General features: G+C 72.0%; 20 protein-coding genes. 12 read left to right on the top strand and 8 right to left on the bottom strand.

The window, feature by feature from the left end; all coding sequences use genetic code 11:
- Positions 1–67: 67 nt before the first annotated feature.
- Positions 68–3952, top strand: a complete 3885-nt coding sequence (gene hrpA / locus M8542_RS39355) for an ATP-dependent RNA helicase HrpA (RefSeq protein ID WP_257925457.1) — start codon at positions 68–70, stop codon at positions 3950–3952.
- Here hrpA and M8542_RS39360 read toward each other — a convergent pair.
- Positions 3949–4698: a TIGR03084 family metal-binding protein gene (locus tag M8542_RS39360; protein ID WP_257925458.1), complete on the bottom strand. Its 750-nt coding sequence runs from the start codon at positions 4696–4698 to the stop codon at positions 3949–3951. The genes hrpA and M8542_RS39360 overlap by 4 nt on opposite strands.
- A gap of 88 nt (positions 4699–4786) precedes the next feature.
- Here M8542_RS39360 and M8542_RS39365 point away from each other — a divergent pair, with 88 nt between their 5' ends.
- Positions 4787–5383, top strand: coding sequence for a hypothetical protein (locus M8542_RS39365; protein ID WP_257925459.1), 597 nt, complete (start codon positions 4787–4789; stop codon positions 5381–5383).
- Here the strand turns inward: M8542_RS39365 and M8542_RS39370 are convergent, their stop codons facing one another.
- Entirely contained in the window at positions 5384–7069 is a 1686-nt protein-coding gene (locus M8542_RS39370) for a bifunctional 3'-5' exonuclease/DNA polymerase (RefSeq protein ID WP_257925460.1), read from the bottom strand. It lies immediately after the preceding gene.
- 154 nt (positions 7070–7223) lie between these two features.
- Here M8542_RS39370 and M8542_RS39375 point away from each other — a divergent pair, with 154 nt between their 5' ends.
- Positions 7224–8858: an acyl-CoA synthetase gene (locus M8542_RS39375; RefSeq protein ID WP_257925461.1), complete on the top strand. Its 1635-nt coding sequence runs from the start codon at positions 7224–7226 to the stop codon at positions 8856–8858.
- Here M8542_RS39375 and M8542_RS39380 read toward each other — a convergent pair.
- Complete coding sequence (locus tag M8542_RS39380; protein WP_257925462.1) at positions 8853–9143, bottom strand: nuclear transport factor 2 family protein; 291 nt, start codon at positions 9141–9143, stop codon at positions 8853–8855. The two genes, M8542_RS39375 and M8542_RS39380, sit on opposite strands and share 6 nt — an antisense overlap.
- Positions 9144–9217: 74 nt before the next feature.
- On the opposite strand from M8542_RS39380, the gene M8542_RS39385 reads away from it, so the two are divergent.
- A complete protein-coding gene (locus M8542_RS39385) occupies positions 9218–12151 on the top strand; it encodes a helix-turn-helix transcriptional regulator (protein WP_257925463.1) in 2934 nt (977 codons plus the stop codon).
- Between the two features lie 40 nt (positions 12152–12191).
- Positions 12192–12770: a DUF8817 family protein gene (locus M8542_RS39390; RefSeq protein ID WP_257925464.1), complete on the top strand. Its 579-nt coding sequence runs from the start codon at positions 12192–12194 to the stop codon at positions 12768–12770.
- Positions 12771–12787: 17 nt separating this feature from the next.
- Here M8542_RS39390 and M8542_RS39395 read toward each other — a convergent pair whose 3' ends face one another.
- Positions 12788–13714 (bottom strand): hypothetical protein, encoded by a 927-nt coding sequence (locus M8542_RS39395; RefSeq protein WP_257925465.1) that lies wholly within the window; start codon positions 13712–13714, stop codon positions 12788–12790.
- A 384-nt stretch (positions 13715–14098) separates the two neighbouring features.
- Here M8542_RS39395 and M8542_RS39400 point away from each other — a divergent pair, with 384 nt between their 5' ends.
- From M8542_RS39400 to M8542_RS39415, 4 genes are read left to right on the top strand one after another with little or no spacing between them, the layout of a single operon-like run.
- Positions 14099–14851, top strand: coding sequence for an SDR family oxidoreductase (locus M8542_RS39400; RefSeq protein WP_257925466.1), 753 nt, complete (start codon positions 14099–14101; stop codon positions 14849–14851).
- The gene (locus M8542_RS39405) at positions 14848–15903 is read left to right on the top strand and encodes a phosphotransferase family protein (RefSeq protein WP_257925467.1); all 1056 of its coding nucleotides are present in this window, start codon (positions 14848–14850) and stop codon (positions 15901–15903) included. The genes M8542_RS39400 and M8542_RS39405 overlap by 4 nt, the downstream gene beginning before the upstream one ends.
- Positions 15903–16559, top strand: coding sequence for a histidine phosphatase family protein (locus tag M8542_RS39410; RefSeq protein ID WP_257925468.1), 657 nt, complete (start codon positions 15903–15905; stop codon positions 16557–16559). The genes M8542_RS39405 and M8542_RS39410 overlap by 1 nt, the downstream gene beginning before the upstream one ends.
- A gap of 10 nt (positions 16560–16569) precedes the next feature.
- A complete protein-coding gene (locus M8542_RS39415; RefSeq protein WP_257925469.1) occupies positions 16570–17484 on the top strand; it encodes an SMP-30/gluconolactonase/LRE family protein in 915 nt (304 codons plus the stop codon).
- On the opposite strand, the gene M8542_RS39420 is transcribed toward M8542_RS39415, so the two are convergent.
- The 4 genes from M8542_RS39420 to M8542_RS39435 are packed head-to-tail and all read right to left on the bottom strand — an operon-like array spanning position 17481 to position 21241.
- Complete coding sequence (locus tag M8542_RS39420) at positions 17481–18308, bottom strand: enoyl-CoA hydratase family protein (protein WP_257925470.1); 828 nt, start codon at positions 18306–18308, stop codon at positions 17481–17483. The genes M8542_RS39415 and M8542_RS39420 overlap by 4 nt on opposite strands.
- Positions 18305–18997, bottom strand: a complete 693-nt coding sequence (locus M8542_RS39425) for an SDR family NAD(P)-dependent oxidoreductase (protein WP_257925471.1) — start codon at positions 18995–18997, stop codon at positions 18305–18307. The genes M8542_RS39420 and M8542_RS39425 overlap by 4 nt, the downstream gene beginning before the upstream one ends.
- Positions 18994–20496 (bottom strand): benzoate-CoA ligase family protein, encoded by a 1503-nt coding sequence (locus M8542_RS39430; protein WP_257925472.1) that lies wholly within the window; start codon positions 20494–20496, stop codon positions 18994–18996. The genes M8542_RS39425 and M8542_RS39430 overlap by 4 nt, the downstream gene beginning before the upstream one ends.
- Positions 20489–21241, bottom strand: coding sequence for a creatininase family protein (locus M8542_RS39435; protein WP_257925473.1), 753 nt, complete (start codon positions 21239–21241; stop codon positions 20489–20491). Before M8542_RS39435 ends, M8542_RS39430 begins: the two co-directional genes overlap by 8 nt.
- A gap of 48 nt (positions 21242–21289) precedes the next feature.
- Here M8542_RS39435 and M8542_RS39440 point away from each other — a divergent pair, with 48 nt between their 5' ends.
- From M8542_RS39440 to M8542_RS39450, 3 genes are read left to right on the top strand one after another with little or no spacing between them, the layout of a single operon-like run.
- Positions 21290–22105 (top strand): PaaX family transcriptional regulator, encoded by an 816-nt coding sequence (locus M8542_RS39440; RefSeq protein ID WP_257925474.1) that lies wholly within the window; start codon positions 21290–21292, stop codon positions 22103–22105.
- Positions 22102–22962 (top strand): tryptophan 2,3-dioxygenase, encoded by an 861-nt coding sequence (locus M8542_RS39445; protein ID WP_257925475.1) that lies wholly within the window; start codon positions 22102–22104, stop codon positions 22960–22962. Before M8542_RS39440 ends, M8542_RS39445 begins: the two co-directional genes overlap by 4 nt.
- Positions 22959–24152, top strand: a complete 1194-nt coding sequence (locus M8542_RS39450; RefSeq protein WP_257925476.1) for a kynureninase/PvdN C-terminal domain-containing protein — start codon at positions 22959–22961, stop codon at positions 24150–24152. The genes M8542_RS39445 and M8542_RS39450 overlap by 4 nt, the downstream gene beginning before the upstream one ends.
- Positions 24153–24192 lie beyond the last annotated feature (40 nt).

Below are 24192 nucleotides of genomic sequence, written 5' to 3' on the forward strand. Positions count from 1 at the left end.
GGCCTGCTCACGCACCGGGGATATTCGGAGGCCGGGTAGGACACGCACGGCTATCCTCGGACCAAGCATGTCCACGCCATCCCCCTTCCACGCGCTGCGTGCGCGCCTGCCCGAGCTGATGCCGCGCGACGAGCACCGGCTGCGGCGGCGGCTCGACGGCGCCCGCAAGGCCCGCGACCAAGAGGCCGCCCTCGCGCGGATCGCCGCCGACGTCGACACGGCCGAGCTGCGGATCCAGTCGCGCCGCGAGAGCGTGCCCGAGATCGAGTACCCCGAAGAGCTGCCGGTCAGCAAGCTCAAGGACGAGATCGGCGCGGCGATCGACAAGCACCAGGTCGTGATCGTCGCGGGGGAGACCGGCTCGGGCAAGACCACCCAGCTGCCGAAGATCTGCCTCGAGCTCGGCCGGGGCATCCGCGGCCAGATCGGGCACACCCAGCCGCGCCGGCTGGCCGCGCGCACGGTCGCGGACCGGATCGCCAGCGAACTCAAGACCGAGCTCGGCGACACCGTCGGCTACAAGGTCCGGTTCACCGACCAGTCCGGGCAGGACACGCTGGTCAAGCTGATGACCGACGGCATCCTGCTGGCCGAGATCCAGACCGACCGCTCGCTGCGCCAGTACGACACCCTGATCATCGACGAGGCCCACGAGCGCAGCCTCAACATCGACTTCATCCTCGGCTACCTCAAGCAGCTGCTGCCGCGCCGCCCCGACCTGAAGGTCATCATCACCTCGGCGACCATCGACCCGGAGCGGTTCTCGAAGCACTTCGACGACGCGCCTATCGTCGAGGTCTCGGGCCGGACCTACCCGGTCGAGACGCGCTACCGGCCCCTGGTCGATCCGGACGACTCCGAAGGCGACGACGAGCGCGACCAGACCCAGGGCATCCTCGAGGCCGTCGAGGAGCTGTGCGCCGAGGGGCCGGGCGACATCCTCGTGTTCCTCTCCGGCGAACGCGAGATCCGCGACACCGCGGACGTCCTCAACCGGGCGAACCTGCGCAACACCGAGGTGCTGCCGCTGTACGCGCGGCTGTCCGCGGCCGAGCAGCAGCGCATCTTCCAGTCCCACACCGGCCGCCGCGTGGTGCTCGCGACCAACGTCGCCGAGACGTCGCTGACCGTGCCGGGCATCAAGTACGTCGTTGACCCGGGCACCGCGCGGATCTCGCGCTACAGCCACCGCACCAAGGTGCAGCGCCTCCCGATCGAGCCGGTGTCGCAGGCGTCGGCGAACCAGCGCAAGGGCCGCTGCGGCCGCACGTCCGACGGCATCTGCGTCCGGCTCTACTCCGAAGACGACTTCGAGAGCCGGCCCGAGTTCACCGACCCCGAGATCCTGCGGACGAACCTCGCGTCGGTCATCCTGCAGATGACGTCGCTGGGCCTCGGCGACATCGCGGCGTTCCCCTTCGTCGAGCCGCCGGACCGCCGCCAGGTCACCGACGGCATCGGCCTGCTGCAGGAGCTGGGCGCGTTCTCCAGCACCAGCTCCGACCGCACCCTCACCGACACCGGCCGCAAGCTCGCGCAGCTGCCCGTCGACCCGCGGATGGGCCGGATGGTGCTGGAAGCGGCGAAGAACGGCTGCGTCCGCGAGGTCATGATCATCGCCGCGGCTCTGTCCATCCAGGACCCGCGCGAGCGGCCCGCCGAGAAACAACAGGCGGCAGACCAGCAACACGCGCGGTTCGCCGACCCGACGTCGGACTTCCTGGCCTACCTCAACCTCTGGGAGTACGTCGCCGAGCAGCAGAAAGCGTTGTCCGGCAACCAGTTCCGCCGGATGTGCCGCACCGAGTACCTGAACTACCTGCGCCTGCGCGAGTGGCAGGACATCTTCAGCCAGCTGCGCCAGCTGGCCAAGCCGCTCGGCATCTCGCTCAACACGAACGCGTCGCCGGTCGACCCGCAGCGCGTGCACACCTCGCTGATCGCCGGGCTGCTCTCGCACATCGGGCTCAAGGACCCGGCGAAGGGCGACTACCTGGGCGCGCGTGGCGCCCGGTTCGGCGTCTTCCCCGGGTCGGCGCTGTTCAAGAAGCAGCCGCGCTGGGTGATGTCGGCCGAGCTGGTCGAGACGTCGCGGCTGTGGGCGCGGGTCAACGCCCGCATCGAGCCCGAGTGGGTCGAGCCGCTGGCGGGGCACGTCGTCAAGCGCAACTACTCCGAACCGCACTGGGAACGCAAGCAGGGCGCGGTGATGGCGACCGAGAAGATGACGCTCTACGGCGTCCCGCTGATCGCCGACCGCCGCGTCAACTACGGGCGGATCGACCCGGAGATGTCGCGCGCGTTGTTCATCCGGCACGCGCTCGTCGAGGGTGACTGGCAGACGCGCCACCACTTCTTCGCCGAGAACCGGGCGCTGCTGGAAGAGGTCGAGGACCTCGAGAACCGGGCGCGGCGGCGCGACATCCTGGTCGACGACCAGACGCTGTACGAGTTCTACGACGCCCGGGTCCCGGCCGACGTCGTCTCGGTGCGCCACTTCGACACCTGGTGGAAGAAGACGCGCCACGAGCAGCCGGACCTGCTCTCGTTCGAGAAGTCCATGCTCATCAACGAGACCGCGGGCGGCGTCCGCGAGGGCGACTACCCGGACTCGTGGACGCAGGGCACTCAGGTCTTCAAGCTGACCTACCAGTTCGAGCCGGGCGCGGACGCCGACGGCGTCACGGTGCACGTCCCGCTGCCGGTGCTGAACCAGGTGACGCCCGACGGCTTCGACTGGCAGGTGCCTGGGCTGCGCCAGGAGCTGGTGACGCAGCTGATCAAGTCGCTGCCGAAGGCGTTGCGGCGCAACTTCGTCCCGGCGCCGGACACCGCCGCGTATGTCCTTTCGCGAGTGTCCTCTTCGGACGGTCCGCTGCTGGACGTGCTGGGCCGCGAACTGCGGGCCCTGCGGGGCATCACGGTGCCGTACGCCGACTGGGCCCTTTCGTCGGTGCCGGAGCACCTGAAGATGACGTTCCGGGTGGTCGACGAGCGCGGCAAGAAGGTCGCCGAAGGCAAGGACGTCGAGGCGCTGCAACGGCGCCTGGCCCCGAAGGTCCGGGAGACGATCTCGAAGGCGGCCAACACCCTCGAGAAGGCCGGGCTGACCAAGCCGTCGTTCGGATCGCTGCCGAAGGTGTTCGAGTCGACGCAGCGCGGCCACGACGTCAAGGCGTACCCGGCCCTGGTCGACGAGGGCGCGTCGGTGGCGGTGCGGCTGCTCGACACGCCGGGCCAGCAGGAGCACGCGATGTGGGCGGGCACGCGGCGGATGCTGCGGCTCAACCTGAATTCGCCGATGAAGTTCATCACGAGGTCGCTGTCGAACTCGTCCAAGCTGGTGCTGAACCGAAACCCGCACGGCAGCGTGGCCGCGCTGCTCGAGGATTGCGTCGACTGCGCGGTCGACTCGCTGATGGCGGCCGGCGGTGGTCCGGTGTTCGACGAAACCGGGTTCAAGGTGCTGCTGGAGAAGGTCCGCGCGGGCCTGCACCCGGTGGTGCTGGACGTGCTGACCGACGTGGAGAAGATCCTCCGCGCGGCGAACGACGTCGAGGTGGCGCTGCCGGCCACGCGCGGCCCGGCGGAGTCGCTGTCCGACATCCGGGCTCAGCTGGCCGGCTTGGTGTACCCGGGTTTCGTGACGGCGACGGGCACGTCCCGGCTGCGCAACGTGGTGCGGTACCTGCAGGGCATTTCGCGCCGGCTGGAGAAGCTGGTGCCGGAGCCGACCCGGGACCTGCAGCGCACGGCGGACGTCGCGTGGATCACCGGTGAGTACCGCGACGCGGTGGCCTCGCTGCCACCGGGGACGTCGTCACCGGCGTTGGACGAGGTGCGGTGGATGATCGAGGAGCTGCGGGTTTCGTTCTTCGCGCAGACCCTCGGCACGGCGCACCCGGTGTCGCTGAAGCGGATCACCAAGGCGATCGACGACGCGCTGGGCTAGAGGAAGACCCGGGCGACCTCGAGCCACGTCTGCGCGTCTTCGCCCATCGCCGTCAGATCGGTTTCCGCAAGGGGACGGCGCTGGGTGACCCGGAGGCAGAAGTCGAGTGCGCTGCCGCGAATCCGCTGCGCGGCGCCTTCCGGGCCCCACGTCCAGGTTTCGCCGCCGGGGCCGGTGAGTTCGACGCGGAACGGCTCCTGCGGAATCGGCAGCTGGGCCGCGTAGAACGACAGCGTCCGCCCTTCCACGCCCAGCGAAGCCACGTGCCGGAGCCGCCCGGTCGGCCGGCGTGCGACGCCGAGGGTGTCGTAGACGTCCTGCCCGTGTGCCCACGTCTCCATCAGCCGCAGCGGCACCATCAGCGTCGCGGTCACCTCCGATCCCTGCCACGGGAACGGCCGGTCCAGCGGCAGGTCACGCAGCGCCGTCGCCACCTCGGCGCGGCCGTCGCGCCAGCGTTCCAGCAGTTCCGCCCGCGGGAGCGCGGCTCCCGCGGCGGCCACGACGTCGGCGTCCTTCGCCTCGGGTTCGAAGGCTTCCGGGGTCCGCACGGCGACGAGCACGTTCGCATCGGCCGCGGCGAGGTGCGCGATCTGGTGGGCGATCGTCCACCCCGCGGCCGGGGTCAGGCGGGTCCAGTCGGGCTCCGCCGCGACAAGGGCGTCGAGCTCGTCGCCCTCGGCCACCAGGTCGGGCAGCGCGAGGTCGCGCTCCACCGCGGACAGGTCGAGGCCGTAGTCGATCATCGTTCCAGGCTACCGAAAACCCGGATGTCCGGATTCGCACTTCCGACGGTTGCCGCGTTCGATTGACGACGCTCGGTAGGATCGGGGCATGGCCGTCGAGGGGGACAAGCCGCCGAAATCCGATGACGATCCGGACTACAAGAAGTTCGGCGTCATCATCGGGTCGGTCAGCGCGGTGTGCGCGATCCTGCTGGCGCTCAACACGCTCACCGGGTTCAACCCGCTGAAGGACCTGACCACCAAGAGCAGCACGGCCGCGCCGCCGGCCACGAGCGTCCCGCTGCTGGCCCGGACCAGCGTCGAGTGGCCCACCGACCCGCCGGCGCGGACCACGGAGGAAACCGAGGAGACCTCCGAAACCCCGGAAACGACCGAAACCACCGCCCCGGCCGAACCCGCGTTCCACGTGCGCTCGTCCCAGTGGAACGGGCCGTGCCAGACGACGTCGTGCGCGATGAGCGCCGTGTTCCGCAACGACGGCGGCGCCGGCTCCGGGTCGGCGACCTTCTACGTCCTGCGGCCGGACGAGAACACTTACCTGGCCAAGTGTTCCGTCGTCCTCTACCGCACCGCCGCGGACGACTTCGTCAACGCCGGGTGCACGGCGAGCAGCGGCCAGCTGCAGCTCTGGATCCGCGACCACCCCGGCGGCACCGTGCGGATGGACATCCGGGTCGACAGCTGACTACTTCGCGTCGGCGTAGGTCTCGACCGGGGCGATCTGCATCGGGAACCGCACCGGGCAGGCCGGGCCGAACAGCATCCTCGCCGCCTCCGTCACCGAGTCCGTGATCGCCGCCGACACCTCCTCCGCCAGCTCGGCCGGGGTGTGGACGATGACCTCGTCGTGCTGGAAGAACACCAGGTGCGCCGGGGCCGGGAGGCGCTGCCGCAACGTTGCCAGCATCACCGCCGTCATGTCCGCCGCGCTCGCCTGGACGACGAAGTTGCGCGTGAACCGGCCCCAGCCCCGCGACGCGCGGCGGGCCTTCAGCTCCGCCGCCTCGTCCGAAGCCAAGCCGCCGGTCAGCGCGCGCCAGGCCGCCGACGGCGCCGGTGACGTCCGGCCCAGGCGAGAGCGCACGCGCTCACCGCGTTCGCCGGCCTGGGCGGCACGCTCCACATAGGACACTGCGGCCGGGAACCGCTGGCGCAGCAGGCCCAGCAGCGGGCCCGCCTCGCCGGACGTGCCGCCGTACATCGCCGAGAGCATCGCGATCTTCGCCCGCGCCCGGTCGTCGCGGTCGTCGTCGGCGGCCGGGACCCAGCGGCCGCCCGAGAACAACGCCTCGCCCAGGCGTGCGTACAGGTCCGTTGCCGCCGCGACGTCGGCCAGCTGCCGGTCACCCGACAACGCCGTGAGCACCCGCGGCTCGAGCTGGGCCGCGTCGGCCACCACCAGCAGCCAGCCCGGGTCCGCGCGGACGCACGTGCGCAGCACCTTCGGGATCTGCAACGCTCCGCCGCCGCGGCTGGCCCAGCGCCCGGACACCACGCCGCCCACGACGTAGTGCGGGCGGAACCGGCCTTCGGCGACCCACTCGTCGAGCCACGCCCACCCGTTCGCCGCGTGCAGCCGCGACAGCTCCTTGTACTCCAGCAACGGCCCGACCGCGGGGTGGTCGATCCCCTTCAGGAGGTACTTCCGCGCGGCCGGCACCTCGATCCCGGCGCGCGCCAGCGCCCTGACCACGCTCGGCGGCGAGTCCGGGTTGACCGGCCGCCCGCCGAACGCCTCGCTGATCTTCGCCGCCAGCTCCACCAGCACCTTCGGCCGCTGCCCGGCCGGCACCCGCGGGCCGAGCCGGGAAACCAGCAGCTGCTCGTGCAGGTCGGCCCGCCAGGGCAGGCCGTCGGCCGACATCTCCGCCGCGGCCAGCGCGCTCGCCGACTCCGCGGCCAGCAGCAGCCGCAGCCGCTCCGGGTGCTCGGCCGCGGCCACCCGCCGCTCCTGCTCGGCGAGCACGCGCCGGACCGCCGTGACCATCGTCACGCCCTCGGGCAGCGTCGGCACGTGCGTCTCGAACAACGTCGGCTGCGCGAGCTCGACGGCGTCCGCCTCCTCCGGGGGCTCCTCGTCGTTCGCCCTCGCCCAGGCCGCGCGCAGGCTTCGCGACTGCCCTTCGACGCCCTCGTACGCCAGCAGCAGCCCCTCGGCCAGCGCGACGTCGTAGCAGCGCCGCACCCGCACCCCGGCCGCCACCAGCACCGGGTACACCAGCTCGACCGACGGGAACACCCACCGCGGCCCCGCCGCCTCCAGCTCCCGGGCCAGCGCCGCGAACCCCGCCTCGTCCAGGCCGTTCGCCGTCGAGGACGGCGTGTGCACGGTGAAGCTCCCGTTCTCCTCCCGCCCGGCGATCACCTGCACGAAGACATCATGCCGGGCACCACCGACAAAAACCGGACCACGCGCGCGGCTGGTGCGCTCGCGTCCCGCTTGGGCTACTCTCCAGTAGCCCCCCATACCGCCGGTACGCCCGCCGTCGGCATGGGCTCGTTCCCGCAGCAATGGAGGTGCCCGGATGAGCCTGGTCGCGCTCGCCACGACGGTGGCGGACAAGGTGACCGAGACGGTGCGCAGCGTCGACGTCATGCGGAAGGCGGGCCTCGTCCCCTTCCCCCGGGTCGACGAGGGCCTCCGCTCACTGGTCGCGCTCCGGAAGTTCGGCCCGTTCGCCGGGGCGAACCACATCTCCGCGCGCCGCGACCCGACCGCCGTCGGCATCGTCGACGAGCTGGGGCCGCTCACCTACAAGCAGCTCGACGACCAGTCGAACGCGCTGGCCAGGGCCTGGTCCGAGCGCGGCATCAAGCCCGGCCAGGTCGTCGCCGCGCTCTGCCGCGACCACCGCGGCCTGGTCATCACGATGGCCGCGTCGGGCAAGCTCGGCGTGCGCCTGCTGCTGATGAACACCGGGTTCGCCAAGCCGCAGCTGGCCGACGTCGCCAAGCGCGAAGGGGTCACCGCGCTCGTCTACGACCAGGAGTTCACCGGCCTGCTCGACGCCATCCCGGCCGGCGTCGACCGCTACCTGGCCTGGGTCGACCCGGACAGCGACCTGGCCGGCCGGGACGTGCCGGTGCTGTCCGAGATCATCGCCAGCACCGACGACCGGCCGTGGCCCGCGCCGGAGAAGCCGGGCGGGTTCGTGCTGCTGACCAGCGGCACCACCGGCACGCCGAAGGGCGCGCCGCGGCCGCACACCTCGGCGCTGGCCTCGGCGCAGTTCCTCGACCGGATCCCGCTGCGCGCAGGCGAAGCCACGTACATGGGCGCGCCGCTGTTCCACGGCACCGGGCTCTCGCAGTTCATCCTGTCCTTCGCGCTCGGTTCGAAGGTCGTGATGCGCCGGAAGTTCAACCCCGAAGAGACGCTGCGCGGCGTCGCCGAGCACGAGTGCACCGCGCTCGTGCTGGTGCCGACCATGCTGCAGCGCATCGTCGACCTGCCCAAGGACGTCCTGGCGAAGTACGACACCTCGGCGCTGCGCATCATCTTCGTGGCCGGCTCCGCGCTGTCACCGGACCTCGGCAACCGCGCGAACGAGGCGTTCGGGCCGGTCGTGCACAACCTCTACGGCTCGACCGAGGTCGCGGTGGCGACGGTCGCGACGCCGGAGGACTGGGCGAAGGCGCCGGGCACCGTCGGCCGCGCGCCGGTCGGCTGCAAGGTGGCGCTCTACGACGAGAAGGGCGGCCGGATCACCGCGCCGCACGTGACCGGCCGCGTGTTCGTCGGCAGCGGGCTCAGCTTCGGCGGCTACACCGACGGCCGCCACAAGGAGATCATCGACGGCCTGCTCTCCAGCGGCGACGTCGGCCACTTCGACGACGAAGGTCTCCTGTTCATCGACGGCCGCGACGACGAGATGATCGTCTCCGGCGGCGAGAACGTGTTCCCGATCGAGGTGGAGAACCTCCTGGTGGAGCGGGAAGACGTGCTCGAGGCGGCGGTCATCGGCGTCGAGGACCCGGAGTTCGGCCAGCGGCTCAAGGCGTTCGTCGTCCGGGCCGACGGCTCGGACCTCGACGTCGACACGGTCCGCGAGTACGTCAAGGCGAACCTGGCGCGGTACAAGGTGCCGCGCGACGTCGAGTTCCTTGAGGAGCTGCCCCGCAACGCGACCGGGAAGGTGCTGCGGAACAAATTGTCATGACCCCCGCTGGACATTGACGATCAACCAGCGTCCCTCCCGCACGGCCGCCACGACGGTGCAGCCCGCGCCGTCGCGGCGCCCGGTCGCCACGCCGACCGACGCCGTCACCCGCAGGTGCGTCCAGCGGAACGCCGCCGCCGGCGCCCGGCCGGGCCAGTGGTCGCGGTCGAGCACCAGCCCGTCGGGGCCGTCGCCGCGGAAGTCGGCGGCCAGCAAGGCCGCGGCGCCGTCGCCGCTGGCCTCGGCGTCGCGCCAGCGGGCCAGCAGCTCTTCGAACGTGTTCACGGGTCGAAAGTCGCACGCGGCGAGGGTGCGGACATCTGCCACCTGGCCGAGCTTCGCTGGCAGACTGGCCGGCGATGAGCGAGACGAACCTGGTGCCCGCGGGCACGGTCACGATCCTGTGCGCCGGCGACGAACCGCCGGCCGTTTTCGCGACGCCCGCGGCGGCGCTCGCGACCTTGACCGGCGGACCTGCCGCGCTCCACACCGGCGACGTGCTGCTGCGCGAAGACGGCACCCCCACCGGTCCCGCCGTCCGGCGCTGCCGGCACCTGCGCGACCTGGCCGAGGGCCGCACGCTCGTCTCCGCGCGCGCCGCCGCCGAACTGCCGGGCCGGGCGCTGCACGACCTCGGCGTCCACCGGCTGCCGGACCTCACCGCGCCCGAGCGGATCTTCCAGCTCGGCGGCCGCCCCGGCCCGCTGCGCTCGCTCGACACGACCCCGAACAACCTCCCCGTGCAGCTGACCGGCTTCGTGGGCCGCGGCATCGAAGCCGCCGAACTCGAGCGGCGGCTCGCCGGGGGACAGCTCGTCACGCTGGCCGGGACCGGCGGCAGCGGCAAGACTCGGCTGGCGGCGCAGGTCGCTGCCGCCGGGGCCGGGCGGTGGCCCGACGGGGTGTGGTGGGTCGAACTCGACGTCGAGCCCGCCGACGTCGCCGAGCTGGTCGCCGCGACCCTCGGCGTGCCCGTCGAGCCGCACGTCGGCGCTGTCCGGTCCGTGGTGACCCACCTGCGTGACCGGCGGGTGCTGCTCTGCCTCGACAACTGCGAGCAGGTCCTCGACGGTGTCGCGGACTTCGCCGTCGAACTGCTGCGCTCCTGCCCCGAGGTCGCGGTGCTGGCGACCAGCCGCGAACCCCTCGGCCTGCCGGGGGAGACGGTGTGGCGGGTGCCGCCGTTGGCCGTCGAGGAGGCCGTGGCGCTGTTCGTCGAACGGGCGGGCGCGGTCCGGCCCCTGTTCACTTTGGACACTTCGAGTGCCGCCGCTGTCCGGTCGGTGTGCACCCGGCTCGACGGCATCCCGCTGGCGGTCGAGCTCGCCGCCGCCTGGCTGGGAACCCTTGCCCCGCACCAGATCGACGCGGGTCTCGACGACCGCTTCGCCCTCCTGACCCGCGGCCCGCGCGGCGTGCCGGCGCGGCAGCAGACCCTCGCGGCGTCGATCGCGTGGAGCCACGACCAGCTCGACGACTCCGACCGCGCGGTGTTCCGCCGCCTCTCGGTCTTCGTCGGCGGGTTCACCCTGGACGCCGTGTCCGGTCCGGCCGCGCTCGCCCGGCTCGTCGACAAGTCCTTGGTGCTGGCCGAAAACGGCCGCTACCGGATGCTGGAGACCATCCGCGAGTACGCGGCGGCCCGGCTGGCCGAGGCGGGCGAGACCGACGCCGTCCGCGATCGCCACCTCGACCACTTCCTCGCGCTCGCCGAGGCCGCCGAGCCCGACCTCGACCGCGACAAGGACGCCTGGCGCGCGCGGCTGGAACCCGAGCGCGACAACCTGCGCGCGGCCCTGGAATGGGGGCTGGCACAGGAAGATCCGACGCGGGGCCGCCGGCTCGCCGCCGCCGTCGCGTGGCTGTGGAACCTGCGCGGGCGCGGCCACGAAGGACTCGCGTACCTGAAACGCGCGGTCGCGCGCCGCCCCGACGAGCGGTCGACGTTGCAAGCCAGATTGCTCACCGGGATGGGTCTGGTGGCGGACACCACAGCGCCGTTCGACCTCGAAGCCGCCCGGCTGGGCTTGGAAATCGCCACCGAACTAGGCGAAGCGAGCTTGCGTGCGCGGTGCCTGTCACTGACCGCCCTCGGGCACCTGTACACGGACTTCGACGCCGCTTGGGAAGTCGCTCTCGAAGCCGAGAAGGCCGCGGGAACCGACGGCTTCGCCCGCGACAGCGCGTTGATGCTGCGCGGAATCGTGCTGCACGCGCGAGACCGTCACGGCGAAGCCGAGCCGTTGTTCGCCGAAGCGGCCGAAGGTCTCCTTCGCCGGGGCGACCGCGGACTCGCCTCGACGGTCCTCAGTGTCCAGTCCGCGAGCGCGCTCGCGGCGGCGGATCTGCCCAGGGCGCGGGAACTCGCCGAGCACGCGGTCGAGGTCGCCGCGCCGCTCGGGGACTTCCACCGCGTCAACACGACGTTGTGCCGGCTGGCGCTGGTGCACTGCCTGGCCGGCGACGTCGACGCGGGATTCCGCGTGATGGCGCCGTTCCTGCGGCTCCTAGAGACCGCGGGCGACGTCTTCGTGCCCGGCATGGCCGGGGTGATGGGCGAGCTGCACCGGCGTCACGGCGAGCTCGAGGAGGCCGAGCGCTGGTTCGCCCGTGAGGCCGTTCCCGGGACGTACCTGGCGTCGCAGGGGCTCGCCGAACGCGCGGCCGTGCTGCGGGAGCTGGGCCGGACCGGGGAAGCCGCGGCCGTGCTGGCCACCGCCGTCGAGCAGACCCGGCGCTGGAGCCTGCCGTCGGCGCTGGCCGACGCGCTGGACCAGCAGGGCTATCTGGCCGAGCCGGAGCAGGCCGCCGAGCTGCACCACGAGGCGTTGACGCTGCGCCTGGAGCACGGCCTCCGCCTGGGCGTCCTGGACAGCCTGGACGCGCTGACGACGCTGCTGGCCCGCACGGGCCGCGAAGCCGACGCGGCGCGGGTGTCCGTCTCGGCGACCCGGGTGCGCGCGGAGCTGGGGTTCCCGCGCCGGCCGGGCGGGGTCGAGCGCACGACCGAGGACGAGCCGATGAGCCTCGACGACGTGGTGGCGTTCGTCCGCCGGACCCGGGGCGCGCGCGGCCGCCCGTCGAGTGGCTGGGGCAGCTTGACGCCGACCGAGCTGGCGGTCGTCGAGCTCGCGGCCGAGGGGAGCACGAACCCGGAGATCGGCGCGAAGCTGTTCATGAGCCGCGGCACGGTGAAGACGCACCTGGCGCACGTCTACGCGAAGCTGGGCATCGCGAACCGCACGGAGCTGGCGGCCGCCCACGGCAGCAGAGTCGTTCGCACGAGCAAATAGCTCCGTGTCGTTCCGGCCGGTCCGGGCTTAGCTTCGAGCAGTGGCGAACGAACTGACCATTCCGCTCCTGCCCTGTCCCTCCATCGACGAGATCGCGTCGTTCTACGAGATGCTCGGCTTCGAGATCACCTACCGGCAGACGCGGCCGAACCCGCACGTCGCGCTGCGGCGGGAAGACATCAACCTGCACTTCTTCGGCATGGCCGATTACGACCCGGCGCAGTCGTACAGCACGTGCCTGGTCATCGTGCCGGACACCGGCGAGCTGTTCGAGGCCTTCGCCGCGGGGATGCGGTCCGGGCACGGGAAACTGCTCGTCTCCGGCATCCCGCGGATGACCCGGCCGCGGCTGCGCAACGACCGCTACACCGGGTTCACCGTCGTCGATCCCGGCGGCAACTGGATCCGGATCCACCAGGCCACCAAGGAACCCGAGGCGCGGACCAAGCTGGCCAAAGCCATGGAGAACGCCGCGCGGCAGGCGGACGCGCGCGGCGACGAACGCCAGGGGCTGAAGATCCTCGAGGGCGCGCTGAAACGGGCGACCGGCGACGAACCGGAGCTCCAGGCGGCGCGGGAGTACCGCGACGAGCTCGTCGAACGGATCAAGGGGAGCTGAGCCGCGTCCGGGCGGTGTCAGTCCCAGTCGATGCCGAACACGCCCGGGCCGAAGTCGAGCGCCACCGCGTGGACGCCGTCGCCGCCGTCCAGCTTGAGGGGGCGGCGGGCGCGGGAGCCGGTCGCGCCGTTGCGGGAGTACTGCCAGCAGCGCTCCGGCGCGGTGCCCGGGGCGAAGCGGACCTCCAGCAGGTATTCGCGGACCGGGCGCCGGAACTCGCGGTAGTAGGTGTTGCGGCACTCCGGGTACGGCGGGCCGCCGTTGGTCAGCGTGTACTCGATCAGGTGCGTCTCGCCCCGGTCGATCGGCTGGTCGAAGACCAGCTCGGCGACGATCAGCCCGTGGGCCTCGTCGACCTCGGCGCGCCCCACTCGGCAGTTGCGCACGGCGTGCAGCTCCGGCGGCCCGGCCGCCGGGTCGTCCTGGGTGTAGACGAGCAGCCAGCGGTCCTGGCCGTCCGCGCCCGCCTGGAACACCGCCCGCGCGGTCACCGCGCGCTGGCCGCCGTCGGCGGCGATCTCGCACAGGTCGTGCAGCCCGACCAGCTTCAGCGGGTGCTGGCGGTCGAGCGCGTCGGGCGCGCCGACCTTGTCCAGCAGCGGCTGCAGCGTCTCGCGCGGGAACGTCATGGGCTCGCCGCCCGCCTGGCGCTTGCCGGCGCCGCCGCGGGGCCGGGGCGGGGGCAGCAGGCCGAGCAGGGCCCCGGCGGGGACGTCGAGGATCTCTTCGAGCGTGCGGACGGCCGAGAGCGAGCTCTGCCGCTCCGGCTGGCGCTTGCCCGACTGCCAGTAGCTGAGCGCCGTGACGCTGACGACGACGCCGCGAGCCCGCAGCCGCGCCTGGATCCGGTCGAGGGACAGGCCGCTGGTGGCGATGGCGGCGCGCAGCTGGGTCGCGAACGCCGTGCGCGCACCGTCCGCGCGGCCCGAGGTGCTGCCTTCCATCGCTGATCCGACCCGCCCCTGCGTCCCCCGACGATCCCCGACAAGGTGCACGTTAGCAGGATTCACCGGGTCTTCCGCGCCCCTCTTCAGGAGGGTCTGCGGGTGGCTTCGGAGGCGCGTTCGCTCGGGCGAACGGGCTAGTACTGGCAACTGTGAACCATTGCCCCGGTCCGGGCCGACGCGCTTGTATGACTTGCCTGCGCCGGTGGCCCCGCCTCCCCCTCACGGCCCACCCGGGCGCAGGCCGGGAAAGCCGTGGACAACGGCTCCGGCTCACCCGGCCGCGTTGTGCGACCGGCCGGGTGGCCGCGCGATGACCGGTGGCCCGGCGACGCCCCCAGCGCCGGGCCACCGGTCTTGTTACCACCGGGTAGCATCCCGGGCATGACGCTCCGGACGAACATCCTGATCACCGGCGCCAGCAGCGGCTTGGGCGAGGGCATGGCCCGCCGGTTCGCGGCGAAGGGGCGCAACCTGGCGCTGTGCGCGCGGCGCACCGACCGGCTCGAGCGGCTGGCCGGCGAGCTGACCGCCGCGCACCCCGGGATCAAGGTCGTGACGCGCAAGCTCGACGTCACCGACCACGACAGCGTCTTCACCGTCTTCGAGGAGTTCCGCGCGGAGCTGGGGTCCCTCGACCGGGTGATTGTGAACGCCGGGCTCGGGAAGGGGCAGCCGGTCGGCAAGGGCCGCTTCGACGCCAACCGCCAGACCCTCGAGGTCAACTTCGTCGCGGCCGCCGCCCAGATCGAGGCGGCCGCCGGGATCTTCCGCGCGCAGGGCGCCGGGCACCTCGCCGTCGTGTCGTCGTTCAGCGCGATCCGCGGCCTGCCCGGCAACCTCACCGCGTACGCCGCCTCGAAGGCCGGGATCTCGGCGTTCGTCGACGGCACGCGCCTGGAGCTCAAGCGCAAGGGCATCACCGTCACCGACGTCCGGCCGGGCTACATCGAGTCGGAGATGAACGACCGCCTCGGCCGGAACCCGTTGCTGGCCAAGGCCGAAAACGGCGCCCGGGCGCTGGTGAAGGCGATCGAAGCCGAGCCGCGCCGGGCCTACGTCCCCGCGTGGCCGTGGGTGCCGCTGAGCCTCGCGATGCGCGTGACGCCCGCCTCGATCCTGCGGAAGTTCGCATGAGCACCATCGAGGTGCGCGAGGAAGACGCCTTCGACGCCGCCGCGGTGCACGCGTGGCTGCGCACCCGCGTCGAGGGGCTGGGCGACGAGCCGCCGCGGGTCCGGCAGTTCCCCGGGGGCGCGTCGAACCTGACGTACCTGCTGAGCTACCCGGACCGCGAGCTGATCCTGCGCCGGCCGCCCGGCGGGCACAAGGCGGCGTCGGCGCACGACATGCGGCGCGAGTACCGCGTGCAGCACGCGCTGCGGCCGGTGTTCCCGTTCGTGCCGCGGATGCTGGCCTTCGGCGACGATCCGGCCCTGCTCGGCGGCGACTTCTACGTCATGGAGAAGCTGGACGGGCTGATCCTGCGCGGCGACCTGCCGCCCGGTCTCGAACTGAGCGCCGAGCAGGCCCGCGAGCTGTCCGGCAAGGTCGTCGACCGGCTGGTGGACCTGCACGCGGTCGACGTCGAGGCGGCGGGCCTGGCCGACCTCGGCAAGGGCGCCGGCTACGTCGGACGGCAGATCCGGGGCTGGTCGGACCGGTACGTCGCGGCACGCACGGACAACGTCGGCGACTTCGCCGAAGTGCGGGCGTGGCTGGCCGCGAACCAGCCCGCCGAGGTCGGGATCTGCCTGATCCACAACGACTACCGGCTGGACAACCTGGTCCTCGACGGCCCGTCGACGCTGAACATCGTCGGTGTCCTCGACTGGGAGATGGCCACCCTCGGCGACCCGCTGATGGAGCTGGGCAGCATGCTCGCCTACTGGGTGGAGGCCGGCGACGACGACGTCATGCAGGCCAGCCGCCGCCAGCCGACGCACCGGCCCGGGATGTTCACCCGCGAGGAGTTCGTCGCGCGGTACGCCGAACAGACCGGGCTCGCGGTGGGGGACTGGCGGTTCTACGAGGTCTACGGCTTGTTCCGGCTCGCGGCGGTGCTCCAGCAGCTCTACCGCCGGTACCGCGAGGGCGCCACGCGCAACCCGGCGTTCAAGGACTTCTGGCAGTTCGTCGGGTACCTCGACTGGCGCTGCCGCGAGATCATCGCGAAGGGGAGTGCGTAGTGGGCGCGATCTACCTGGTCCGGCACGGGCAGGCGTCGTTCGGCGCGTCGGACTACGACGCGCTTTCGCCGCGCGGCTTCGAACAGTCCACTGTGGTCGGTGCGGAACTCTTGAGGCGTGAGGTTTCCTTCACGCAGATCCGGTCGGGCACGCTCGCGCGGCAACGCGACACCGCCGCGACGGCGCTGAAGGTGCTCGGCACCGACGTCCCGGTGGTCGAGGACCCGCGCTGGAACGAGTACGACCACCTCGACATCGCCCGGCACCACGCCGGGGGCGCGCCGCAGGAGGATTCCCGCGCGTACCAAGGGGTGCTGGACGCCGCGCTGACGGCGTGGACCACGGCCGGTCCGGGCGGGCCCTGCGCCGAGACGTGGCCGGCGTTCCTGGCCCGCTGCCGATCGGCTTTGGAAGAGCTGGTGGCGTCCCTTGGCAAGGGCGAGCACGCGGTCGTGTTCACCTCCGGCGGCGTGATCGCGACGATCTGCGGGCTGCTGATGGGCGCCCCGGAGGTCGGGCTCCTGAAGCTCAACCGCGTCACGGTCAACGGCGGGATCACGAAGCTGGTGTCCGGCCGGGGCGGCGTCACGATGCTGTCGTTCAACGAACACCCGCACTTCGAGGCCGACGCGGCCGCACTGCTCACCTACCGGTAGGAGACGTTCGATGCTGTCCGGTCGTCACGTCACGCTCATCCCCGTCGACGGTCACGGCCCCGAGGACGTCGTCCTCGACGCCCAGGGCCGGATCTACACCGGCGTCGACGACGGCCGGATCCTGCGGTTCACCCCGGACGGCAGCGGGTGGGAGGTCATCGCCGACACCGGCGGCCGCCCGCTCGGCCTGGAGCTGTACGGCGACGACGAGCTGCTGATCTGCGACGCGCGGGCCGGGCTGCTGGTCGTCCCGCTCGCCGGCGGCGAGGTGAAGACGCTGGCGACTTCCGCGCTGGGCCTGGACTTCGTGTTCTGCAACAACGCGGCGGTGGCGTCGGACGGGACGATCTACTTCACGGACTCCTCACGCCGCTTCGGCATCGACAACTGGCGCGACGACCTGATCGAGCAGACCGGCGGTGGCCGGTTGCTGCGCAGGTCCCCGGACGGCACGATCGACCTGGTCCTCGACGGCCTCCAGTTCGCCAACGGCGTGGCACTGGCTCCGGACGAGTCGTTCGTGGCGGTGGCGGAGACGGGCGCGTTCAGCGTGTCCCGCGTCCGGCTCTCGGACGGCCGGGTGGACCCGCTGGCCGAGAACCTGTGGGGCTTCCCGGACAACATCTCGACCGGCACGGACGGCCTGATCTGGATCACCCAGGCGTCCCCGCGCGTCGCGGCGCTGGACGTGGTGCGCCGGCTGCCGTCGTTCGTCCGCGCAGGTGTTCGCGCGCTCCCGACGTGGCTGCAGCCTCGGCCGGGTCGGGAGGTCGGCGTGCTGGGGGTGTCGCCGGAGGGCAAGGTGGAGCGGGACCTGCGCGGCGAGATCGACGGGTTCCACATGCTGGTGGGTGTGCGGGAGTGGCAGGGGCAGCTGTACTTCGGCTCGCTGGAGGAGTCGAAGATCGCGGTGGCCCGGCTTTAGCGGCCGGTCCACCGGGGCTCGCGGCCCGCGGTCCACGCCGCGTAGAACTCCTTGTGGTCCTTCGCCGTCATCAACAGTGCCTGGGTCATCGCCTCCAGCTCGATCGAACTGCCCAGGTCCATGTCCAGCTCGCGGGTCAGCAGCACCTTCGTCGTCGAGTACGCCAACGCCGGGCCGTCCGCCAGCCGCCGGGCCAGCGCCGACGCGACCGATGGCAGCTCGGCATCGGGCACGACCTGCGAAGCCAGCCCGATCTCCAGCGCCCGGGCCGCGGGCAGCTTGTCGCCCAGCATCAGCAGTTCCGTCGCGCGGCCCAGCCCCACCAGGCGCGGCAGCAGGTACGCCGAGCCCATGTCCGCCCCCGCCAGCCCCACCTTCGTGAACAGGAACGCGAACTTCGCCGACTCCGCCAGCAGCCGGAAGTCACTCGCCAGCGCGATCACCGAGCCCGCGCCCGCCGCGACGCCGTTGACCGCCGCGATCACCGGCAGCGGACACTCGCGCAGGGCCTTCACCACCGCGCCGGTCATGCGCGTGAACTCCAGCAGCTGCGCGGTTTCGAACTGCTGCAGCTCGCCGATGATCTCCTCGACGTCGCCGCCGGAGCAGAAGCCGCGGCCTTCGCCGGTGATCACCAGCACCCGCACGTCCTCGTGCTGCGGCAGCTCCAGCACCAGGTCCCGCAGGTCGGCGTAGACGTCGAAGGTCAGCGCGTTCAGCTTGTCCGGCCGGGTGAACGTCACCGTGGCGACCCCGTCGGTCACCGAGAACCCGAAGTGGCCCCACTCCTTCGTCAGCGGTGCGGTCGCGCGGAACGGGCTCATGACTGGATTCCTCCGCCGTCGAGTACGAGGGTCTGGCCGTTGATCGCGGCGGCTTCCGGGGCCGCCAGGAAGGCGACGGCGAACGCCACCTCCGCGGGTTCGAGCAGTCTGCCGAGCGGGGACGCCGCCGCCAAAGCCGCCTCTGCCTCCGGCTCGGCACGCCCGGTCCGCTCCTGGATCCGCGCCACCGAAGTGGCCGTCATGTCGGTGCGGACGAACGCCGGGCAGACCGCGTTCGCCGTGACGCCGGTGCCGGCCAGCTCCGCCGCCACCGCCCGCATCAGCCCGGCCGCCGCGTGCTTGGACGCCGTGTAGCCGGCCGTGTAGCGGTAGCCGACGTGCGACGCCGTCGAGGCCACCGTGACGATCCGGCCGCTGTCCCGCGAGCGCATCCCCGGCAGGACCGCGCGGGTGCACAGGAACGCACCGGTCGCGTTGACCTCGATCTGCGACCGCCAGTCCTCGAGCGAAGTGCGTGAAAGCGGTGCGCTGGAAGAGATCCCGGCGTTGTTCACCAAGACGTCCACCGGCCCGGCCGAAGCGAAGTAGGCGGCCACGGCGTCTTCGTCGGTGACGTCGCAGTCGGCCCGGCCCGGCGCGAGCACCGTGTCGCCGGCGGACCGGAACCGCGAAGCGATCGCGGCCCCGATGCCCCGGGTGCCGCCGGTGACCACGACCAGGCGGCTCACGGGCGGCCCGCCAGGGCGCGCCGGTCGAGCTTTCCGTTGGCGGTGCGGGGGAGTTCGGTCACGAAGACGACCTCACGGGGGTATTTGTGCTTGGCCAGGTGGGCTTTCGCGTGGTCCTTCAGCTCGTCCGCGGTCACCGGGGTCCGCGTCACGACGTACGCGCGCGGCACGACCAGGCCGCCGGTCTCGTGCCCGACCACCGCGCAGTCGACCACGGACGGGTGCCCGAGCAGGCAGTCCTCGATCTCGCCGGGCGCGACGAACACGCCGCCGACCTTGAGCAGCGCGTCGGCCCGCCCGTGGTGGCGGAAGTACCCGGCTGCCCGGCTGAACAGGTCGCCGGAGGTGAGCGTGTCGCCGTCGAACGTCTTCGCGGACTTCTCGGCGTCGCCGTGGTACTCCAGCGCGATCGTGGGCCCGGTGATCCGCAGCGGCCCGATTTCCCCGTCCGGTAACGGGTTTCCCAGCTCGTCGACGACCTCAGCGGTGTAGCCCGGCACCGGCGTCCCGAGCGTGCCGATCCGCGCCTCGCCCGGCCGGTTCGACAGGTAGATGTGGTAGGCCTCCGACGAGCCGATCCCGTCCACCACCGGCACCCCGAACAGCGCGTCCCACTTGCGGTGCAGCTCCGAGGGCAGCGCCTCACCGGCGGACGTCGTCATGCGCAGGCAGCTGAGGTCCTGCGAAGCCGCGGCCGGGTGCGCGACCATCGCGCTCATCATCGTCGGCACGTTGACCAGCACGGTCGGCCGGTGCCGCGCGATCAGCTCGAACATCAGGTCCGCGGTGCTGCGCTCGGGGAACGCGATCCCGGCCGCGCCGACGCCGAACGGGAACAGCGCCACCAGGTCGCGCGCGTAACCGAAGAACAGCTTGGGCACGGCGAGCACGCGGTCGTCCGCCCGCAGCCCGAGCACCTGCACGGCGTACCGCTCGAAGCTCTCTTTCGGACTGCGCAACGGGTGCACGCACGCCTTGGGCGCGCCGGTGCTGCCGGTGGTGAACTTCCAGATCCCGACGTCGTCCACAGTGGTCGGCGCGGCTTCCAGCGAAGGGGACGCGGCGTCCAACAGGGTCCTGAAGGGACGTTCGCCCGGGAGCAGCTCGCTTTCCGGGACCCCGAGCACCAGGAGGTTCCGCGCGCCCGCGGAGCGCAACGCGGGCAGTGTGACGGCGTCCGCGATCACCGCCACGGCTTCGGTGTAGCCGAGGTAGTACGCGTAGTCCTTGGGCTGGAGGAACGGGTAGACCTCCGCGGTGACTGCCCCGATCTTCTGCGCGCCGTACCAGGTCGCGACGAACTCCTCGCCGTCGCTCAGCGCCAAGAGCACCCGCTGTCCTTTTCGGACACCGGCGTCGAGCAGCACGTTCCCGGCGCGGTTGGCCAGCTCGGCCAAGGCGGCGTACGTGACCGAGCGATCCCCGGTGTACAGGGCGACGCGGCCCGAAGCGACGTGCCGGTCGAGGAAGTGCGTGGCGAGGTTGAACGGCTCACTCACGGGCCAGCTCCCGGATCGCTTCCACCAGCAGATCGGTCAAGGTCGAGAAGGTCTCTTCACCTTCGGCGGCGGTCGCTTCGGCCGGAGAGCCGCAGTAGGCCTCGGTCATCCCCATCTCCAGGAAGCCGCCTTCGGCAGGCGCGGAAGCCAGGCTCACGGGCACGTGCGGCAACGTCCGCATCAGCGCCTGGTCGACCAGCTCGGGCCGGTCGGCGAGCACCAGCGACGTCTCGTAGCGCCCGGCGTGGCACTCGCCGGAGCGGAACTCCTCGGTCAGCCGCTGCGCGTGGCGCCGCCGGACCAGGTCGAGCAGGGCGACGCGGCCGTCGTAGGCGAAGTTCAACGTCTCCACCGCGCGCCGCAGCGTCACCAGGTGTGCGGGCTCGAAGTGGTTGTTCACCAGCAGGATCCGGCGTAACCGCTGGCCGATCAGGGCCGCGCCGATGTCCACCAGCAGCGCATGCAGGGTCTCTTCGCCGATGTGGACACCCCCGGCGAACCCGGTCGCGAACCGCGTCACGCCGTAGGGGACCTCGGGCAGGACCAGGACGTGCACTTCGGAATCGGCGGCCAGGCGAGCAGCCGCCCGCTCGCACATCCCGCGCGAGATCAGCGGGTCGGTGCCCAGCGGCGCGTGCGGCCCGTGCGGCTCGACCGCACCCAGCGGGAGCAGCAGCACCGGGGTCCGGGCGCTGTCCGCGAGAGCCGCGACCTGCCGCGAGCTGAGGTCCGCGAAGTACGTCACGCAAATCAAGCTACACCGCAGCGGCCTGAGGTGTATAGAGTTGCGCTCATGCCCGGAGACGCGTTCGAAGCCGGCCCGCAGGAGCTGGTCGTGACGTTGCTGGGCAGCTACGTGCACCCGCGCGAGACACGCCGGGTGTGGTCGGGCGGCCTGGTCGCGGTGCTCGCCGAGCTGGGCTTCTCCGACGGCGCGGCGCGGATCGCACTCACCCGCCTGGTGCGCCGCGGCCTGCTCCAGCGCCACCGCGAGGGCCGCACCGTGCACTACTCGCTGACCCGCCGCACCGTCGCGCTGCTCGCCGACGGCGACCACCGGATCTTCTCCCTCGGCCGCCGCGAGCGCGCCGCCGGTGACTGGACGGTGCTCTGGCAGAGCATCCCGGAGAGCCGCCGCCAAGCCCGGGAACGCCTGGTCCGGCGGCTGCGGTTCCTCGGGTTCGGGCCCTACTCCGACGGCACCTGGATCGCCCCGCACGACCGCGAGGCCGAGGTCGTCGCCCTGCTCGGCGAGCTGGACGTCACCGAGCACGCCGGGCTGCTGCTCGGCCGGCCGTCGGCCGCGCTGGACGTGGCCCGGTTCGCCGGTCGCGCGTGGGACCTCGACGACCTGGCCGCGCGGTACGCGACTTTCGTCGGGCAGTTCGGCGCCTACCCCGGCAAGGAGATCCCGGACGCCGAGGCGTTCGAGGTCCGGACCCGGCTGGTGCACACGTTCCGCGCGTTCCCGTCGCTGGACCCCGAACTGCCCGCCGAGCTGGTGCCGGCGCCGGACCGCCGGGCGGCGGCGGTCGAGTTGTTCCACGATCTGTACACCCAGCTGGCTCCCGCAGCCCAGCGCCACTTCGACGAGGTGACTCAAGGATGACCGACCACACCGCAGTTGGGGGTTCCGAGGGGGCTTGCCCCCTCGGCGGGGCCTGGGGTTCGACCCCAGAGGACGCCGCCAAGACACAGGAAGCCTTGAGCTACACCTCGTACCTCGCGCTGGACGAGATCCTGGGTGCCCAGCGCCCGCGTTCGGACGAGCACGACGAGCTGCTGTTCATCGTGATCCACCAGGTGTACGAGCTGTGGTTCAAGCAGATCCTGCACGAAGCCGCGTTTCTCCAGCAGAACCTGGAAAAGGGCACCACCGCGCACTCGATCCGGATCCTGCGGCGGATCCTCACCATCCTCAAGGTCGCCGTCGCGCAGATCGACGTGCTGGAAACCATGACCCCCAGTCAGTTCACGAGCTTCCGCGCCCGGTTGGACGCCTCCAGCGGCTTCCAGTCGGCGCAGTTCCGGGAGCTGGAAGCGGTGCTCGGCCGCCGCGACGAGCGCGTCTTCGCGCACTACCCCGAAGGCGGCGAGCAGCGGAAACGCATTGCCGACGCGATGGCGCGACCGTCCTTGTTCGACTCTTTTCTGGCGTACCTCAAGGCTTCTGGCTATTCCGTGGAGTGTGACCGAGACGTCACTCGACCGGTGGAGCCCTCCCCGGCCCTGCAGGCGATATTGCTGGACGTGTACAGCGACGACGGCGGACCGTCGGTCGTCGCCGAATGTCTGGTGGATCTCGACGAAGGGATGCAGGAGTGGCGCTACCGGCACGTGAAGATGGTCGAACGCACCATCGGCGACAAGACCGGGACGGGAGGATCATCCGGCGCGACCTACCTGCGTACCACGCTCTTCCAGCCGATGTTCCCGGATCTCTGGGCCGTACGGAGCCGACTTTGACCACTTTGGACGATCTGCGCGCGGACGACAACACGCTCGCCGCGCACTACTCCCGGTTCGCGGTGGCCGACCGCCTGCTGCTGTCCGGGCACTCGCACCAGGCCTGGCCGGACGTCGCCGAGCAGGGGCTGCTTGAGTCCTTCGCCGACGCCGCCCGCGACGTCGACGGGAAGTGGGACCGCGCCTTCGCCAAGGCCGACGAGCTGCGCGCGGGGTTCCGCCTGCTGCTCGGCGACCCGCACGGCGAGTACGCGCTCGGCGCGAGCACGCACGACCTCGTGCTGCGCTTCCTCTCGGCGATGGAGCTGCCGCGAAGACCACGGATCGTTACCACCGACGGCGAGTTCCACACGCTGCGCCGCCAGCTCGCCCGCCTCGAGGAGGAGGGTGTCGAGGTCGTGCGGGTGCCGCTCGACCCGGTCACCACGCTGGCCGAGCGCGTCGCCGGCGAGGTCACCGACGACACCGCGGCCGTGCTCGTGTCGGCCGTGCTGTTCGAGACGTCGCGGCTGGTCCCGGGCCTGGCGCACCTGGCCGACTCGTGCCGCGCCCGCTCGATCGAGCTCGTCGTCGACGCTTACCACGCGCTCGGCGTCGTCCCGTTCCCGCTGCACGACCTCGGGCTCACCAACGCCTGGGTGCTCGGCGGCGGCTACAAGTACCTGCAGCTCGGCGAGGGCAACTGCTTCCTGCGGCTGCCCGCGCACGCCCAGGAGCTGCGCCCGGTGATCACCGGCTGGTACGCCGAGTTCGGCGCGCTCGCCGACGAGCGCAACCCGGGCGCGGTGCGCTACGCGACCGGCGGTGACCGGTTCGCCGGCGCCACCTACGACCCGGCCGCCCACTACCGCGGCGTCCGGGTCCAGCGGTTCTTCGCCGAGCAAGGGCTCACGCCGGAGTTCCTGCGGGAGGTCTCGCAGCACCAGGTGGGCCTGCTCGCGTCGGTGTTCGACAAGCTGAGCCTGCCCGAGGACGTCGTCTCGCGGGATCGCTCGGTCCCGCTGGACCGGCTCGGCGGGTTCCTCTCGCTGCGCTGCGCCGACGCCGGTGCGCTGCAGGCCGCGCTGGCCGCCGAGGGTGTCCGCACCGACAGCCGGGGGCCGTACCTGCGCTTCGGCCCGGCGCCGTACCTGTCGGACACGCAGCTGGAGACGGCGATGAACACCTTGGGCACGGTGGCCCGCAGCTGATTACCCGTCCGTATCGCGGGACCTCCACTGGTCCGGCGAT

Origin of the sequence: Amycolatopsis iheyensis, from assembly GCF_024703995.1 — a bacterium.
Lineage (GTDB): Bacteria > Actinomycetota > Actinomycetes > Mycobacteriales > Pseudonocardiaceae > Amycolatopsis > Amycolatopsis iheyensis.